17 protein-coding genes and 1 tRNA gene are annotated in these 17,059 nt (G+C 63.2%); 12 read left to right on the top strand and 6 right to left on the bottom strand.

Annotated elements, in window-relative coordinates:
- Positions 1-10 precede the first annotated feature (10 nt).
- Entirely contained in the window at positions 11-667 is a 657-nt protein-coding gene (locus tag EN808_RS05165; protein WP_135863728.1) for a uracil-DNA glycosylase, read from the top strand.
- 33 nt (positions 668-700) lie between these two features.
- Here the strand turns inward: EN808_RS05165 and EN808_RS05160 are convergent, their stop codons facing one another.
- Entirely contained in the window at positions 701-1,174 is a 474-nt protein-coding gene (locus EN808_RS05160) for an Lrp/AsnC ligand binding domain-containing protein (protein WP_127871508.1), read from the bottom strand.
- A gap of 142 nt (positions 1,175-1,316) precedes the next feature.
- On the opposite strand from EN808_RS05160, the gene EN808_RS05155 reads away from it, so the two are divergent.
- Entirely contained in the window at positions 1,317-2,240 is a 924-nt protein-coding gene (locus EN808_RS05155; RefSeq protein ID WP_135863726.1) for a DMT family transporter, read from the top strand.
- Between the two features lie 15 nt (positions 2,241-2,255).
- On the opposite strand, the gene EN808_RS05150 is transcribed toward EN808_RS05155, so the two are convergent.
- The 3 genes from EN808_RS05150 to dapA all read right to left on the bottom strand — a co-directional run bounded on the left by EN808_RS05150 (position 2,256) and on the right by dapA (position 4,429).
- Positions 2,256-2,966 (bottom strand): GH25 family lysozyme, encoded by a 711-nt coding sequence (locus EN808_RS05150; RefSeq protein WP_135863724.1) that lies wholly within the window; start codon positions 2,964-2,966, stop codon positions 2,256-2,258.
- Positions 2,967-3,042: 76 nt separating this feature from the next.
- On the bottom strand, positions 3,043-3,522 hold the full coding sequence (gene smpB / locus EN808_RS05145) for an SsrA-binding protein SmpB (protein WP_027144197.1): 480 nt from the start codon (positions 3,520-3,522) through the stop codon (positions 3,043-3,045).
- Positions 3,523-3,547: 25 nt separating this feature from the next.
- Positions 3,548-4,429: a 4-hydroxy-tetrahydrodipicolinate synthase gene (gene dapA / locus EN808_RS05140; RefSeq protein ID WP_127871507.1), complete on the bottom strand. Its 882-nt coding sequence runs from the start codon at positions 4,427-4,429 to the stop codon at positions 3,548-3,550.
- A 293-nt stretch (positions 4,430-4,722) separates the two neighbouring features.
- On the opposite strand from dapA, the gene EN808_RS05135 reads away from it, so the two are divergent.
- Positions 4,723-6,753 carry a lytic transglycosylase domain-containing protein gene (locus tag EN808_RS05135; RefSeq protein ID WP_135915314.1) on the top strand — a complete coding sequence of 677 codons (2,031 nt, stop codon included), beginning with the start codon at positions 4,723-4,725 and terminating at the stop codon, positions 6,751-6,753.
- A gap of 108 nt (positions 6,754-6,861) precedes the next feature.
- A complete protein-coding gene (locus tag EN808_RS05130; protein WP_135915313.1) occupies positions 6,862-7,761 on the top strand; it encodes an alpha/beta hydrolase in 900 nt (299 codons plus the stop codon).
- A 30-nt stretch (positions 7,762-7,791) separates the two neighbouring features.
- Here the strand turns inward: EN808_RS05130 and EN808_RS05125 are convergent.
- A tRNA-Ser gene (locus EN808_RS05125) sits at positions 7,792-7,882 on the bottom strand.
- 331 nt (positions 7,883-8,213) lie between these two features.
- Here EN808_RS05125 and EN808_RS05120 point away from each other — a divergent pair.
- Positions 8,214-9,326, top strand: coding sequence for a pyridoxal phosphate-dependent aminotransferase (locus EN808_RS05120; protein WP_135915312.1), 1,113 nt, complete (start codon positions 8,214-8,216; stop codon positions 9,324-9,326).
- On the opposite strand, the gene EN808_RS05115 is transcribed toward EN808_RS05120, so the two are convergent.
- Positions 9,323-9,850: a MarR family winged helix-turn-helix transcriptional regulator gene (locus tag EN808_RS05115; protein ID WP_135915311.1), complete on the bottom strand. Its 528-nt coding sequence runs from the start codon at positions 9,848-9,850 to the stop codon at positions 9,323-9,325. The genes EN808_RS05120 and EN808_RS05115 overlap by 4 nt on opposite strands.
- A gap of 182 nt (positions 9,851-10,032) precedes the next feature.
- On the opposite strand from EN808_RS05115, the gene EN808_RS05110 reads away from it, so the two are divergent.
- From EN808_RS05110 to EN808_RS05080, 7 genes are all read left to right on the top strand, one after another.
- The gene (locus tag EN808_RS05110) at positions 10,033-10,317 is read left to right on the top strand and encodes an acylphosphatase (protein WP_127278538.1); all 285 of its coding nucleotides are present in this window, start codon (positions 10,033-10,035) and stop codon (positions 10,315-10,317) included.
- Between the two features lie 66 nt (positions 10,318-10,383).
- Positions 10,384-11,037 (top strand): TetR/AcrR family transcriptional regulator, encoded by a 654-nt coding sequence (locus tag EN808_RS05105; protein ID WP_135915310.1) that lies wholly within the window; start codon positions 10,384-10,386, stop codon positions 11,035-11,037.
- Positions 11,006-12,169, top strand: coding sequence for an isovaleryl-CoA dehydrogenase (locus EN808_RS05100; protein ID WP_135883368.1), 1,164 nt, complete (start codon positions 11,006-11,008; stop codon positions 12,167-12,169). Before EN808_RS05105 ends, EN808_RS05100 begins: the two co-directional genes overlap by 32 nt.
- A gap of 1 nt (position 12,170) precedes the next feature.
- Positions 12,171-13,778 (top strand): carboxyl transferase domain-containing protein, encoded by a 1,608-nt coding sequence (locus tag EN808_RS05095; protein WP_135915309.1) that lies wholly within the window; start codon positions 12,171-12,173, stop codon positions 13,776-13,778.
- A 2-nt stretch (positions 13,779-13,780) separates the two neighbouring features.
- A complete protein-coding gene (locus EN808_RS05090) occupies positions 13,781-14,311 on the top strand; it encodes an O-acetyl-ADP-ribose deacetylase (RefSeq protein ID WP_135915308.1) in 531 nt (176 codons plus the stop codon).
- 120 nt (positions 14,312-14,431) lie between these two features.
- Positions 14,432-14,896: a hypothetical protein gene (locus EN808_RS05085; protein WP_135883370.1), complete on the top strand. Its 465-nt coding sequence runs from the start codon at positions 14,432-14,434 to the stop codon at positions 14,894-14,896.
- 174 nt (positions 14,897-15,070) lie between these two features.
- Complete coding sequence (locus EN808_RS05080; RefSeq protein WP_135915307.1) at positions 15,071-17,053, top strand: acetyl/propionyl/methylcrotonyl-CoA carboxylase subunit alpha; 1,983 nt, start codon at positions 15,071-15,073, stop codon at positions 17,051-17,053.
- The last annotated feature ends 6 nt before the right edge of the window (positions 17,054-17,059 follow it).

Raw genomic sequence — 17,059 nt, 5'->3', positions numbered from 1 at the left:
GCCGGTCGACTTGACCGTCCTCTCCGCTTCCGAACCCAGCCGCGACTGCCCACTTTGCCCGCGGTTGCATGACTTCATCGCCGAATGGCGGCAGCGCGAGCCGTCCTGGTTCAATGCGCCAGTGCCGACCTTCCTGCCACCGGGCGGCGAAGACACCGTCCGGCTTCTGATCGTCGGTCTGGCGCCTGGCTTGCGCGGCGCCAACCGCACCGGGCGCCCGTTCACCGGTGACTATGCCGGTGACCTGCTCTATTCGACACTGATTGCCCACGGTTTTGCACGCGGCGAGTTCAAGGCGCGGCTCGATGACGGGCTGGAACTCGTCGGCACGGCCATCACCAACGCGGTGCGCTGCGTGCCGCCGGAGAACAAGCCGGTGGGCGCCGAGATCACCACCTGCCGGACATTTTTGGTGCCGACGATCGCTCGCTTTCCAAACTTGCGCGCCGTGCTGGCCCTGGGATCGATCGCGCACCAGTCGACCGTGCGGGCACTGGGCGGGCGCGTCGCCGCCTATCCGTTCAAACATGGCGGGCAATTGCCCGCCGGCGGCATTACGCTGTTTTCGAGCTATCATTGCTCGCGCTACAACACCAATACCGGGGTGTTGACCGAAGACATGTTCGTCAGGGTGTTTGGCGACATCGCGGCATTCCTGGAGACCTGAAGTATCGGACGTCGTACGGTCTTCGGTGCCTGCCTACACCGGCAACAGGGCATCCGGTTTCACGTCGCCGATCGAGGCATAGGTATGTGTTTCCTTCACGCCCGGCAGCGGCAGGATGACGCGTTTGAGAAAGTCCTGATAGTCGGCCATCTCGGCAATGCGCGCCTTCACAAGATAGTCGAAGCCACCGACGACCATATGGCATTCCAGAACCTCGGGCGCCTTTGCGACCGCCTCGGCGAAACGATCAAAAATATGCGGGGCCGTGTGATCGAGCCGCACCTCGATGAAGACAAGCATGCCTCGGCCAATCTTTACCGGATTGAGCACCGCCCTGACGGCGGTGATGAACCCGTCGCGAAACAGGCGCTTCACGCGCTGGCTGGTGCCGGTCGGCGACAGGCCGACGCGCGCTGCCAGATCAAGCGTGGTGCGGCGTCCATCTTCCTGCAGCAGCCGCAAAAGACTGCGATCGACGGCGTCGAGGTCGCCCGATTCAGGATTCACGTTCAAGCCACCTCATTTGCGTGAACTACACGTCAATTTTCGAAAAACAGCGTATTTAGTCGCGGCCATTTCGACAATAGGCTGCGCTTCATCGCAAGGTCGGGGCTGTCTCCTCCTGGCGGCATGAATATGGTGGCAGAACATGGCGGACGTCCGAGACACGGGAAACACAAGGCTTGCGGTGATCGCCGGCCTCGCCATGATCGCCATCTATGCCGCGCAGTTCGTGGCCGCCCGCTTCAGCCTCAGGGAGCATCTGACGGCCACCGACATGGCCGGCTTGCGCTTTGCCGGTGCCGGCGCGGTGTTCCTGCCGATCGTCTGGAGGCGCGGCCTGGCGACCATGACGGCGCTGGGCTGGCGGCGTGGATTGACGTTGGCGGCGCTGGCCGGATTGCCCTATCCGCTGATCATCAACTGGGGCCTCACTCATGCGCCCGCCGCCCATGCCGCGGCGCTCTGCCCCGCCTCGATCGTCTTCTTCTCGTTCCTATTGTCGCTGTTCAGGGAAAGCGCGTCGCGCCGGCGGATCGTTGGCGTCGCCACGATCATCGCCGGCTTGTTGCTGTTCATAGCGCCGGCGCGCACCGGCGCCGGTGATGTCTTGTTCGGGGATCTGCTGTTTGTCGGATCGGGCGCGATGTTTTCCACATATGCCGTTCTTGTGCAGCGGTGGCGTGTCGAGCCGGTGACGGCGACCGCGAGCGTCGTGCTTTTGTCCTGCCTGCCGCTGCCACTTCTCTATGTCTTTGCGCCAAGCGGCCTCCATGCCGCCGCAGGCGCCGAAATCGCCAGCCAGATCGTCATTCAAGGTCTTCTCGCCGGCGCTGTCGCAATGTTCCTTTACACTTACATTGTCGACCAATTGGGCTCGCAGGCTGCATCGCTGTTCCTGCCGGGTGTGCCGATCGCCACCGTGATGGTCGGCATGGTCGTGCTTGGCGAGACCCCGCTGGCGATCCAATGCGTGGCCATCGCCATCATGGCCGCCGGGATGGGTTATTCGGCGATGGGTCGACGCAGCACCAGGGAAAATCTGGCTGTTCCGGCACCAGCTGGATCGTAAATGGTTTCAGTGGCATCAAGGTATGGGGGCAAGCAGCGCCGCCAACTTCTGCGGCCCGCCCTGCAAAACGTTCAGGTCGACGTCCCCCTCAATGCCGTCCACGCGTCCCCGGTTGTGGTACTGCCAGTAGATCCAGTCACGGCGGTCCGGCTCCATGAGCAGAGAGCGCAGCCAGAGTGGGCGAGCGCTGATTTGCCCGGCATAGGCAGCTTCGGCTTCATCCGTCAGATAGACGATCGCTGGCTTGCCGAAGGCCGCCTCGACGGGTCCAAGGAAAGCCTGCAGTTCGGCGTTCAGTTGCTCGGGCGACGGGCGCTGCGGACAGTTGCCGCCGAACTCGATGTCGACGACCGGCGGCAGCAACGGCTGATCGCGCGGCACCACCGAGATAAAATTCCTGGCCTGGTCGGCGCCCGGACGGCAGAAGGTGAAGAAATGATAGGCGCCGACGGCGAGCCCGGCGGCGCGGGCCTCGCGCAGGTTGCCGGCGAAGGCTTCGTCGACATGGTCGCCGCCCTCAGTCGCCTTGATGACGGCGAAAGCCACATCATCGGCGGCAACGCGCCGCCAGTCGATCTTGCCCTGATGATGGGAGACGTCGATGCCCCTGACCGGATATCTGCCGCGGTCGGGAGAATAGGTGTGGAAATAGACCAAGGCCCCCGCCGCAACGATAGATGCCAGGGCAAGACTGGCGAGGCCCCAGAGAACAATCCGCTTCTTCAAGACCATCCCCTGTTGGGCTTGCCGATTGTTAGACCTTGAAGCCCCGGCTGTTGGCTTTTTTCAGGCTGTCACCTGATCACCCGCGTTCCTTGAGCAGCCGGCCCTTTTCGCGCGACCAGTCGCGTTGCTTCTCGGTCTCGCGCTTGTCATGCAGCTTCTTGCCGCGGCCAACGGCAAGCAGCAGCTTGGCGCGCCCCTGATCGTTGAAATAGATTTTTAGCGGCACCAGCGTCATCCCTTCACGGTCGACGCTCTGCGACAGTTTTGCCATCTCGCGCTTGTTGAGCAGCAGCTTGCGGCGCCGGCGCGGTTCGTGGTTGAAGCGGTTGGCCTGCAGGTATTCAGGCAGATAGGAATTGATCAGCCAGATCTCGCCGCCTTCTACCGAGGCATAACTGTCCTGGATGTTGGCCTGGCCCTGGCGCAACGATTTGACCTCGGTGCCAGTCAGCACCAAGCCGGTCTCGATCGTGTCGAGCACCTCATAGGAAAACCGCGCCTTGCGGTTTTCCGCAACGGTCTTGTTGTTGGGATCGGCTTTTCTGACTTGATTCATGATGTGGAGAGGTGGCGCCTCATCCTCAATTAATCAAGCCGGCGTGCTTCATGGCCGCATCGATCTTTTCGGCCGTCGACTGCTCGATGGTGACCAGCGGCGAACGCAGCACGTTCTCGACCTTGCCCAGCTTCGACAGCGCGTATTTGGCGCCGGAGACGCCGGGCTCTATGAAGATCGCCTTGTGCAGCGGCAAGAGGCGGTCCTGCAGTTCGAGCGCCTTGGCGCTGTCGCCGGACAACGTTGCTTCCTGGAATTCGGCGCACAGCCTCGGCGCGACATTCGAGGTCACCGAAATACAGCCGACGCCGCCATGCGCGTTGAAGCCGAGTGCCGAGGCATCCTCGCCGGAAAGCTGGATGAAATCCTTGCCGCAGGTCATGCGCTGCTCGGACACCCGCTCGACCTTGCCGGTCGCGTCCTTGACGCCGACGATGTTCTTGAAGTCATGCACCAGCCGGCCCATCGTCTCCGGCGTCATGTCGATCACCGAGCGCGGCGGGATATTGTAGATGATGATCGGCAGCTTGGTCGCCCGGGCGACGGCGGCGAAATGCTCGTAGAGACCGCGCTGTGTCGGCTTGTTGTAGTAGGGCGTGACGACCAGGGCCGCATCGGCACCCGCCTTTTCGGCATACTGTACAAGCCCAACAGCTTCCTCGGTGTTGTTGGAACCGGCGCCGGCGACGACAGGCGCCCTGCCCCTGGCCACCTCGATGCAGACCTTGACGACGTGGCGGTGCTCGTCATGCGACAGCGTCGGCGACTCGCCGGTGGTGCCTACCGGGACGAGGCCCGTGGTGCCTTCCCCAAGCTGCCATTCGACGAACGCGCGAAAGGCTTTCTCGTCGAAACGCCCGCTCTTTTCGAACGGTGTCACGAGCGCAGTAAGCGAGCCTCTCAGCATGTCGTCCAACTCCTTGGGACTTCCAGGTTCATGCATGTCGTCGTCCCAAAAGCGGTTGCCGGTTTTGGGCGACATGCATCGGTGTTTTGTCGTGCGCGCCTTCTAACCGAAAGCGAAGCCGCGCACCATAGTCTCGACATTGTTGCGCGGCAAGCATTGCCATGGTGCCAGCAAGCGTTATTCGAACGGCCTCGATAACCCTTTGTTTACGAGCCCTTCACGACCTAAGTCTAGGCTTCGAGGCTTCTTCGCCTGCTGGTAAAATGCTGGACTAAGGAAAGACACGAAGGATCATGCCGACCGGTCGGCCCCGCCTGTTCGCGCTTCTTGGCGCCATCGCCGCGCTGATGCCCGGCGTGGCGATCTGTGGCAGCGCCGATGTGCGGGTCACTTCGGCCATTCCGATGCCTGGCGTACAGGACAAGGCGCAACAGGCCCCCACCCCCGGCGTCGCGCTCTTGAAAAGCGGCCTGGATGCGCTGGCAGCTGGCGATATTCCCGGCGCGCGCGGTGTGCGCGATGCCCTCCCCGCACAATCGCTCGACCAGCACATATTGGCCTGGGCGATCGCGCTCTACGGGGGCGACAAGGTTCCGAGTGGCGATATCGCGGCGGCCGCGAAGATGCTGCCCAATTGGCCAGGCACCGTTGCATTGCGCAAGAACAGCGAGCGCGCGCTCTATCGCGAGAACCCGGCGGCGGACATCGTCATCAAGGCCTTCGACGGCAGCCAGCCGCAGACATTCGAAGGCGTGATGGTTCTCGCGCGCGCCTATGTGTCGTCCGGCAACGCCAAAGCGGCGCGATCGGCGTTGTCGCCGTTCTGGCGCACCGCGATCCTGGACGCCAAGGACGAGGCGGCTCTGATCAAGGAGTTCGGCGGCCTTGTTCCCGCCGCCGATCACCGTTTTCGCATGGAACGCATGTTCTATGCCGACCGGGTGAATTCCGCCTTGCGTGTCGCCGGCCTCGCCGGCGCCCAGCAGCTTGCCGACGCCTGGGTGGCGGCCGACAGAGGCGACAAGAATGCGGCCAAACTGCTGAAGGCGGTGCCGGTGGCGCAGCGTTCGGCCGGCTATTTCTTCGCGCAGGCCGAATATCTGCGCAAGCAGGAGGATTTTGCGGGCGCAGCGGCGGTTGTCATGAAAGCGCCGGCAGACCGTGAAACCCTGGTCGATCCGGACGCCTGGTGGGTCGAACGCCGGGTGCTGTCGCGCGAACTGGTCGACCAGGGCGACATGAAGACCGCATACAAGATAGTCGCCATGCATGCAGCCGAAAGCGCGGCCAATGCAGCGGAAGCCGAGTTCCATGCCGGCTGGTATGCGCTGCGCGGCCTGAGCGATCCCAAGCTCGCGGCGACGCACTTCGCGCGCATCGCCGAGCTAGCTCAGGGGCCGATGACCCTGTCGCGCGCCTATTACTGGCTCGGCCGCTCGGCGGAAGTCGGCGGCCCCGGCAATGCCAAGGATTATTTTGGACGTGCGGCGACCTACGGAACGACGTTCTACGGCCAGCTAGCCGCCGAACGCGTCGGCCGGCAGGCGCTCAACATCGTCTATCCCCAGCCAAGTGCCGCCGACCGGCAGAACTTTGCCGGCCGCGAGGCCGTCTCCGCCATCAAGCGCCTGCAGGAGGCAGGCTACGACCGTTATGCCGAAACGCTCTATCGCGACCTTGCCGGGCAGTTGACCAGCCCGGGTGAACTGGCGCTGCTCGCTGTCCTTGCGGAAAAGCAGAACAACCATTTCATGGCGCTGAAAGTTGGCAAGATCGCCGGGGCGCGCGGCATCGATGTCGGTGCGTTGTCGCATCCGCTCGGCGTCATCCCCGATTCGGCCAATATTTCCGGTTCGGGCAAGGCGCTGGCCTATGCGATCGCCCGCCAGGAAAGCGAATTCAACGTCGGTGCCGTATCCAGTGCCGGCGCGCGCGGCCTGCTGCAGCTGATGCCGGGAACCGCCAAGCAATTGGCGAAGAAGGCCGGATTGCAGTTTTCGCAGACCAGGCTGACAAGCGACGCCGGCTACAATGCAACGCTTGGTTCGGCGTTCCTTGGCGAACAGCTCGATCGCTTCAACGGCTCGTACGTATTGACCTTCGCGGGCTACAATGCGGGGCCCGCCCGGGCCAGCCAGTGGGTGGCGAAATACGGCGACCCGCGCGGCAAGGACATCGATGCGGTGGTGGACTGGGTCGAGCGGATTCCCTACACGGAAACAAGAAGTTACGTGCAGCGCGTGATGGAGAATTACGAGGTCTACAAGATGCGTATTTCCGGCAAGTACGACATTGTAGGCGATCTCGTGAATGGGCGCAGCTGAGGCTCTTGCTCTCCCCGTGCGAGGAGAAGGAGGAGCCTTTCCCGTTTGACCCTCCAGCGCTCCGTCTATAGCAGTCGTGGACGATCTCGCGGCTAAGGCGTCCGTTCCATGTCGAGCAATCCAGATTTCTCCGACTTCTTCTATGCCGCGCCAGATGGGCTGAGGCTTCGCGCGCGTGTCTATGGCGAAGCGAGTTCCGCCCATTGGCCGGTCGTCTGTCTGCCTGGCCTGACGCGCAACGCGCGGGATTTTCACGAGCTTGCGCTCTATCTCTCAACGCGATCCGCCCTTGCGCGCAAGGTTGTCGCTTTCGACTACCGCGGACGCGGGCAGTCGGCCAACGATCCCGATGTCAGTCACTACAATGTCGGCATCGAAGCCGGCGACGTCCTTGCCGGGCTGGCCGCACTCGGTATCGGACAGGCGGCCTTCATCGGCACCTCGCGCGGCGGGCTGGTGATCCATGTCCTTGGCACGATGCAGCCGGCGGTACTGAAAGCCATCGTGCTCAACGACATAGGGCCAGTGATCGAAGCCGCCGGCCTCGCTCACATCCAGTCCTATCTCGAACGCACGCCAAAGCCGAAAACCTTCACCGAGGCGGTGGATGCCCAGCGCAATGTTCATAGCAAGGACTTTCCAGCGCTTGCTGAGGGCGACTGGGAGCGAATGGTGCGCGCGCTCTATCGCGAGACGAATCAAGGGCTGCTGCCCGATTTCGATTCGAAGCTGGTCGACACGGTTGCCAATCTCGACCTGTCACAGCCATTGCCGCCTCTTTGGCAGCAATTCGATGCGTTGGCGGCCATTCCGCTGCTCGTCATACGCGGCGCCAATTCAAGGCTATTGTCCCAGGAAACGCTGGAGGAGATGCGAAAGCGTCATCCCGGCACCAGGACAATCACCGTACCGGATCAGGGCCACGCACCCTTCCTGGAGACCGGTAACCTGCCCAATGAGATCGCGCTCTTTCTGGATCAAGCAGAGGCGCAGAAAAATCCGGGGTAAGCCCCGAGAGCAACCAAGGTCTTGGGGTCATGGCGGAGAGGATGGGATTCGAACCCACGAGAAGCTTTTGACCTCTACTCCCTTAGCAGGGGAGCGCCTTCGACCACTCGGCCACCTCTCCGTTGCGCCGGTGGATAAAGAAAAGCGGCGGCACAATCAACAAGCCCGCGTCACTAATATGGAAAAATAAGAGCGTACCGGACCGCGGCTTTGCGCGATGCGGGGATTCTGGGGCAATTCCTGGCTGGTAGAACTGGCCGCGGGTTGCGCTTTGGTGCAGATCGAGCGTTGAATTGCCTGGACTAGATGGGGGGCAATCGTGTGTTCATCCTGCCTCGCTGGCAAATACCGCCGGCAGAATCCAGTAAGGCCACCGGATCGGCCGATCCTGACCTTGCACCGTCCCAAGCGGCACGTTAGCAAGAAGGCTCCCTTCCAAGCGAGCTTTCGACATGCTTCAGCGCCCTGCCCTCTCACCACTCATCGCCGCGCTTCCGTCGACCGTGCCGTTTGTCGGCCCCGAAGCGCAGGAGCGTGAACGCGGGCGCGCTTTCCGTGCCCGCATCGGCGCCAATGAGAGCAGCTTTGGCCCCTCGCCGCGCGTGATCGCCCGCATGGAGAGTGTCGCGCGCGACCAGTGGATGTATTGCGACCCGGACAATTACGACCTTAAAGTTGCGGCGGCCGCGCATCACAATGTGGCTGTCGAGAACGTCGTTGTCGGCGAAGGCATCGACGGCCTGCTCAGCCTGGTGGCGCGCATGTATGTGGCGCCTGGCGATGCGGTCGTCACCTCGCTCGGCGCCTATCCTACCTTCAACTTCCACATTGCCGGTGTCGGCGGTCGGCTGGTGAGCGTCCCATACGAGAACGATCGCGAAAGCCTGGACGGTCTGCTCGCGGCGGTCGTCAGGGAAAAGGCGCCGCTGGTCTATCTGTCCAACCCGGACAATCCGATGGGCAGTTGGTGGGAGGCCGACGAGATCATCGGCTTCATACAAGCCCTGCCGGAAACCACCATGCTGGTGCTCGACGAGGCCTATGGCGAGCTGGGACCGGCCTCGGCCCTGCCGCCGATCGATATTTCGCGGCCAAACGTTATCCGCATGCGAACCTTTTCGAAGGCCTACGGACTTGCCGGCATACGGTGCGGCTATGCGTTGGCCGAGAGGCTGGTGATTAGCGACTTCGAGAAGATCCGCAACCACTATGGCGTCAGCCGCATGGCGCAGATCGCCGGCGTCGAGGCGCTCGCCGATCAGGCCTATCTCGAGGCGGTGGTGGCCCGGGTGGCCGCCGGACGGCGGCGCATCGCTGATATCGCCGAACAGAACGGGTTGAAGCCGCTCGCCTCGGCGACCAATTTCGTCACCATCGACTGCGGCCATGACGGTGCTTTCGCCCTGAAAGTGCTGCAGGGACTGTTGTCGCGCGACGTCTTCATCCGCAAGCCAGTGGCGCCAGGACTAGACCGCTGCATCCGCGTCAGTGTCGGTCTCGACCACGAATTGAATATCTTCGCCGAGGAATTGCCGGGCGCATTGGCGGCGGCGCGGGGAAACTAGGGCACTTCCGGGCGCTCAGGAGCCATCGCTACGCCGAGCAGATGCCTGGCACGCGTCAGCACATCCGACAGTTCCGCGGCTTCCTTGTCATTCAGGCTCGCGGTCAGGCGGGCGAGATCACGATCCGTAGCCGCATGAAGTGCGGCAAGCGCGGCCTGGCCGCGCGCGGAAAGCGAAAGAACGCGCGATCGTAGCGGCGCGGGACCGGTGCACATTTCAGTCAGGCCGGCGGCAGAGAATTTGCGAAGGATTCTAGTGACATAGGCAGGATCCACCTGAAGGCCCCGAGCGATTGCGGAGGCCAACGGTCCGAGATCGAGCCGAAGCGCTCGGGCCAGAAAGCCTGTCTTGCCGCCAGGATTGGTGGGGCAATCGCGGGGGTGATGACCGAGCTCGAACAGCACCCGCGCCTCGGTCAGCGTATAGGCACTGTGCATCAACGTCTCGTCGAGCAACCCTATCAGCCCGGTATAGAACCGGTTGAAGCGGCGGATATCGCCGACCAAGGCATTGCGATCGCTCATGCCAGAAGCCTCCGGGAAATTTCCAGACTATAGGGATGATCGCCAGAAAATTGACCCAGTCAACCATTTACTGGATCAAGTCACCCATTTTCCGTAAAATTCCGAACTCTTCGATTGGATAGTACCTCAAGCCAGTTGCCTTCGTTCGGTGCCGCGCCAGACTCTATGCAAGGGAGTGAGCCATGAAAGACCGGAAAAGGGCGGTTCAGGCGCGCATATACGGCAAGGTTCAAGGTGTCGGCTACAGGATCTGGGCGCGAGGCGAAGCGACAAGGTTCGGGCTGCTGGGCTGGGTGCGCAACGAGAGAGACGGCTCGGTGACGGCATGGCTTACCGGCGCCGACGCGGCGGTTGCGGACATGATCGAGCGGCTACGGCAGGGCCCGCTGGGAGCGGCGGTCTCGCGGATCGATGTGGAAGAGCTGGAGAGTTGGACCACGCCTGGAGATTTCAGGATCATTGCGTAGGAGCATTTCGCTCTCTTGAATTAATTGAACGTTCGTTTTATTACTACCGCCGTCAGCGAGGCGATGATGGCACGCACCACAGGATCAGACGGCGGGCGAACCGAGGCGGCAATCCGCGAAGCGGCGGTCAATCTGATAGCGCGCTACGGCTATCAAGCGATGTCGATGCGCCAGTTGGCCGCCGAGGTCGGCGTCCAGGCAGCCGCGCTCTATCGCTATTTCCCGACCAAGGAAGAGCTGCTGTTCACACTGATGCGCGAGCATATGCAAGGACTTCGCGAAGCCTGGGAGCACTCCAGGCCGGCCGGCGCGGATCCGGCGCGGCAGCTTGCCGCCTATGTGCGCAACCACATCGCCTTTCATATCGAACGCCGCCACGCCACGCATGTGTCGAACATGGAATTGCGGAGCCTGTCGCCCGACAGGCTGACGCAAACCCTGCGCATGCGCACGGCCTACGAAAAGGAACTGCGTTCGATCCTGCGCGATGGCGCCGAGGCGGGTATTTTCAGCGTCGAGGACACCGGCCTGACGGCCATGGCGCTGATCCAGATGATGACCGGCGTCATTGTCTGGTTCCGGCCGGGCGAGCGATTGTCGATCGCTGAAGTCACGGCAACATATCTTTCGATGACAATGCGCCTGGTCGGCGCGAAGATCGATGGGGTCATGCGGCAGGAGGAACGGCATGTACACGAACACGCTCAGCTTCGGGCATGACGAGGACATCGAGGCGCTGCGCGACCTGGTCCGGCGCTTCGCGCAGGACAGGATCGCTCCGCTCGCAGCCGACATCGACCGGGAGAACGAATTCCCCGCGCATCTGTGGCACGAACTCGGCGCGCTCGGCCTGCTCGGCATAACCGCCGATCCCGATTTCGGCGGCAGCGGCATGGGCTATCTCGCCCACGTGATCGCGGTCGAGGAGATTTCGCGCGCCTCGGCATCGGTCGGCCTCTCCTATGGCGCCCACTCCAATCTCTGCGTCAACCAGATCAACCGTTGGGCAACACCGGCACAGAAGGAAAAATACCTGCCGCCGCTGTGTTCGGGCGAGCATGTCGGGGCGCTCGCCATGTCGGAGCCCGGCGCCGGCTCCGACGTGGTGTCGCTCAAGCTGCGCGCCGATAAGCGCAATGACCGTTATGTGCTCAACGGCACCAAGATGTGGATCACCAACGGTCCGGACGCCGAAACGCTGGTCGTCTACGCCAAGACCGACCCGGAACGGCAATCGCGCGGCATCACTGCCTTCATCGTCGAAAAGGCGATGCCGGGGTTTTCGGTGGCGCAGAAGCTCGACAAGCTCGGCATGCGAGGCTCCAACACCGGCGAACTGGTCTTTTCGGATGTCGAGGTACCGTTCGACAATGTGCTGCACGAGGAAGGACGCGGCGTCGAGGTGCTGATGTCTGGCCTCGACTATGAGCGCACCGTGCTTGCCGGCGGGCCGATCGGCCTGATGGCGGCGTGCCTCGACGTGGCGATCCCCTATGTTCACGAGCGCAAGCAGTTCGGCCAGCCGATCGGGGAATTCCAGCTCGTGCAAGGCAAGCTTGCCGACATGTATACGGCGATGAACGCAGCGCGCGCCTACGTCTACGCCGTCGCCGCCGCCTGCGACCGCGGCCAGACCAGCCGTAAGGATGCCGCCGGCTGCGTGCTGTTTGCCGCCGAGAAAGCGACGCAGATGGCGCTCGACGCCATCCAGCTGCTTGGCGGCAACGGCTATATCAACGACTATCCGACCGGCCGGCTGCTGCGCGACGCCAAGCTCTACGAGATCGGGGCCGGCACCAGCGAAATCCGCCGCTGGCTGATCGGCCGCGAAATCATGGCGGAGGGAGCGTAGCATGGCCACGCTGCAAACCCAGATTTCTCCTTCCTCCGAGACCTTCCGTGCCAATGCCGAGCGCATGAGGGCTCTGGTTGCCGACATCGCCGAAAAGGCCACGGCCGTCGAGCGGGGCGGCTCGGACGAGGCACGCGAGCGCCATGTCGGCCGTGGCAAGCTGTTGCCGCGCGAACGCCTGGCGCAATTGCTGGACACCGGTTCGCCTTTCCTCGAGATCGGCCAGTTCGCGGCCTGGTCGATGTATGGCGAGGAGATTTCGTCGGCCGGCCTGATCGCCGGCATCGGCCGTGTCGAGGGCACCGAGGTGATGGTCGTCGTCAACGACGCCACCGTGAAGGGCGGCACCTATTATCCGCTGACGGTGAAGAAGCATCTGCGGGCGCAGGAGATCGCGCTGCAAAACAACCTGCCTTGCATCTATCTGGTCGACAGCGGCGGCGCCAATCTGCCCAACCAGGACGAGGTGTTTCCCGACCGCGAGCATTTCGGCCGCATCTTCTACAACCAGGCCAACATGTCGGCGGCCGGCATCCCGCAGATCGCCTGCGTCATGGGTTCCTGCACGGCTGGCGGCGCCTACGTGCCGGCGATGTCGGACGAGACGATCATGGTGCGCAACCAGGCGACCATCTTCCTCGGCGGACCGCCGCTGGTGAAGGCGGCCACCGGCGAGGATGTCAGCGCCGAGGATCTGGGCGGCGCTGATGTGCACACCCGGCTTTCCGGTGTCGCCGATCACTATGCACTGGACGACGACCACGCGCTCGCCATTTGCCGGCGCATCATCAAGAACCTGAATCGGAACAAAGCTGTAAGCCTGAAGTTACACAAAGCGATTCCGCCGCTTCATCCGGCGGATGAGCTTTACGGCATCGTCCCGACCGATCTGCGCCAGCCCTATGACGTGCGCGAGGTGATCGCGCGCGTCGTCGACGGCTCCGAATTCGATGAGTTCAAGCAGAACTACGGCACGACGCTGATCACCGGCTTTGCCCATCTCCACGGCATGCCGGTCGGCATCATCGCCAACAATGGCGTGCTGTTTTCCGAGAGCGCGCTGAAGGGCGCGCACTTCATCGAATTGTGCTGCCAGCGCAAGATCCCACTGGTTTTCCTGCAGAACATCACCGGCTTCATGGTCGGCAGGAAATACGAGGCGGGCGGCATCGCCAAGGACGGCGCCAAGCTGGTGATGGCGGTTGCGACCGCCAGGGTGCCCAAGGTGACCGTCATCGTCGGCGGTTCGTTCGGGGCCGGCAATTACGGCATGTGCGGCCGCGCCTACTCACCTCGCTTCCTGTGGATGTGGCCCAACGCCCGCATCTCGGTGATGGGCGGCGAGCAGGCGGCGACGGTGCTAGCCATGGTCAAGCGCGAAGGCATCGAGCGCAAGGGCGGGGAATGGACCGCCGAGGAGGAGGCGAAATTCAAGAAGCCGATCCTGATGAAGTACGAGCATGAAGGCCACCCGCTCTATTCCTCGGCAAGGCTCTGGGATGACGGCATCATCGATCCGGCCCGGACGCGCGAGGTGCTGGCGCTCAGCCTGTCGGCCGCGCTCAACGCCGAGATCGAGGAGACACGCTTCGGTGTGTTCAGGATGTGATGATGAGCGCCACGGGCGACCGGATCAGCGTTCACACCGGCGACATCACCAAGCTGGCGGTCGATGCCATCGTCAACGCCGCCAACTCCTCGCTGCTCGGTGGCGGCGGGGTCGACGGAGCCATTCACCGCGCCGCCGGGCCGGAACTCGAATTCGAATGTCGCATGCTCAATGGCTGCAAGACCGGCGATGCAAAGCTGACCAAGGGTTATCGGCTGCCGGCCCGCCATATCATCCATACGGTCGGGCCGGTTTGGCAGGGTGGCGGCAAGGGTGAGGCAGAACTGCTCGCCTCCTGCTACCAGCGCTCGCTCGAAATCGCTTTTGCCAATGACTGCCGGACAATTGCCTTTCCAGCAATCTCGACTGGTGTCTACCGGTATCCGAAGGCTGAAGCGACTGCGATCGCGGTCCGAACGGTCGGCAGCTTCCTTGCACGGAACACATCGCCGGAAACCGTTACTTTCTGCTGCTTCGATGAGCCGACTTCAGAACTATACCGAAGAGCCATTGCTGCTCTGGGGGAAAGTTGAACTGTATGGACCAATCGATTCATCATCATAGCCAAGTGAAAATTTCTACCGGCGAACTGGCGGCGGCACCGAATGTTCGCTATTGCTCACACTGGGTTGGGCTATTGGGCTGGGGTGAAAATGGTTCGGAAATATTGTCGCAAGTCGGCAGCGTCGATACTTGCAGGGTTACTAATGTTCTCGGCGACCGGCATGAGCATGGCCAAATCGCTTGCAGGCAGGAAAGACCACGTTCGTTTCCCGGTGCTGACCGGACTGCTTGTCGTAACGACAGTCGCCGCCGCGACGGCGGGTTCACTGGCGGGAAGCAAGGGAGACGTGCATTTTCCACCGACCATGGGCTCGGATCCGAAGAGCGAATGCAACGTGGCGTACAAAGCCTATATCGCGGCGGGCGGTCATTCGGCCTACGCCACGACCTTTTATTCGCGCGTTGTCGACCTCTACATCATCTGCGGGACGAAGCTCAACGCGCCGTCCCAGAAGGCCGCGGAAGAAATGGCGCTGCGCAACTGCCAGGCCGGCTTGACACGGTGGAAGCTCAAGACCGCGAGCGGCGGCTGCGCCATCTCGGCGTCGAAGTAGGCAGGGCCGAACGCCAGCTGGAGCACTCCCTTGGTAAGGGAGAGGTCGAGGGAACGTCTGCCAGCATAGGTCGGCGGGACAGCGTGCCTCTCGTGGGGGATATGTCCGGCAGGACTGAGGCGAGCGCGAAGCAAGGCCGGCGTCGCTCAAAGCAAATTCGCCGCTGGAGGCTCCATGTTTAGCAAGATCCTGATCGCCAATCGGGGCGAGATCGCTTGCCGCGTCATCCGCACCGCCCGCAAGCTCGGCGTGCACACCGTCGCCGTCTATTCGGATGCCGACGCGAGATCCCTGCATGTCGAATTGGCCGACGAGGCGGTCTATATCGGCCCCTCGCCCGTAGGCGAGAGCTATCTGCGCGGCGACAGGATCGTCGCGGCAGCACTTGCGACGGGTGCCGAAGCGATCCATCCGGGCTATGGCTTCCTCTCGGAAAACCCTGACTTCGTCGATCAGGTCACAGCCGCAGGGCTCACCTTCATTGGCCCATCGGCCGCTTCGATCCGCGCCATGGGGCTCAAGGACGCCGCCAAGCGGCTGATGGAGAAAGCCGGCGTTCCGGTCGTGCCGGGCTATCATGGCGAGGCGCAGGAGATCGTGCTGCTTGCCTCGAAAGCCCGCGAGATCGGCTATCCCGTGCTGATCAAGGCGCGTGCCGGCGGCGGCGGCAAGGGCATGCGGCGCGTCGAGCATCCCGATGATTTTTCCGAGGCGCTGTCCAGCGCCCGGCGCGAAGCCAAGGCCGCCTTCGGCGACGACCGCGTGCTGGTCGAAAAATACGTCGACAAGCCACGGCATATCGAAGTGCAGGTGTTCGGCGACAATTTCGGCAATGCCGTGCATCTCTACGAACGCGACTGCTCGGCGCAACGCCGCCACCAGAAGGTGATCGAGGAGACCCCCGCCCCCGGCATGACGCCGGCCTTGCGCAAGGCGATGACGGAGGCGGCGGTGAAGGCCGCCAAGGCGATCAACTATTCCGGCGCCGGCACCATCGAGTTCATCGTCGACGCCTCGCAAGGCCTTAAGGCCGACCGCTTCTGGTTCATGGAAATGAACACCCGCCTGCAGGTCGAGCATCCGGTCACCGAGATGGTCACCGGCACCGATCTCGTCGAGTGGCAGTTGCGCGTCGCCAGCGGCGAAAAACTGCCGAAGACACAAAGCGAGATCGCGCTTTGCGGCCATGCCTTCGAGGCGCGCATCTATGCAGAGGACGCGGCCAAGGGGTTTCTGCCGGCGACGGGCACGCTGCACCACCTGAAATTTCCGGGCGTTGCCCCCGAGGGTGCCGCGATGCGCATCGAGACCGGCGTGCGGGCTGGCGATGCCATCTCGCCCTATTACGACCCCATGATCGCGAAGCTGGTCGTCCATTCCGGGGACAGGCAGGCGGCGCTGGAGGCGCTCCGCACCGCGCTCGCGCAAATCGAGATTGCCGGCTCCACCGTCAACGCCGCTTTTCTTGCCGCTCTTGCCGCCGATCCGGATTTTGCGGCGGGCGACGTCGATACCGGCCTGATCGGCAGACACCAGGAGATGCTGACGGCGGTCGCGCCGCCGACCGGCGAAATCATCTCGGCTGCCGCGCTGGCGGCCTCGGGTGCCGGAGCATTGCCGTCGGACGACCCCTGGTCGTCGCTTGCCGGCTATGCGCATTTCCACGGCGTTGCGCGGCGCACGCGGCTGAAGTTCGGCGACGAGGCCATCCTGGCCAAGGTTTCAATGCGGCCGGACGGGCGCTTTCAGGTGGCGCTCGATGCGCCGTATGACAGCACCAATTCGCATGACCTTCGGGCCGTTCCCCGCCTCGCCCGCTGGCCTGGCCACATCACCGTGTTCGAAGGCGCTGTCGCCTATACTTTCACCGTGCCGGATCCCCTGGCCAGGAGCGATGAAGCCGCTGCCGCCTCCGGCAGCCTGCGCGCGCCGATGCCGGGTCTCGTCAAGCTTGTGCGCGTGGCGAAAGGCGACGCCGTGATCAAGGGACAAATTCTGCTGATCCTCGAAGCGATGAAGATGGAGCACACCATCGCCGCCCCGCATGACGGGGTGATCGCCGAGATCGCCGGGGAAGGGTCACAGGTCACCGACGGGGCGGTGCTGGTGGGGTTCATCGAGGACCGGAACGCGTCGACCGCCGCCACCGGCCGATAGCCGGAG

The organism is Mesorhizobium sp. M8A.F.Ca.ET.165.01.1.1 (assembly GCF_004792065.1).
GTDB lineage: Bacteria > Pseudomonadota > Alphaproteobacteria > Rhizobiales > Rhizobiaceae > Mesorhizobium.
This window is presented reverse-complemented; position numbering and strand designations above follow the sequence as displayed.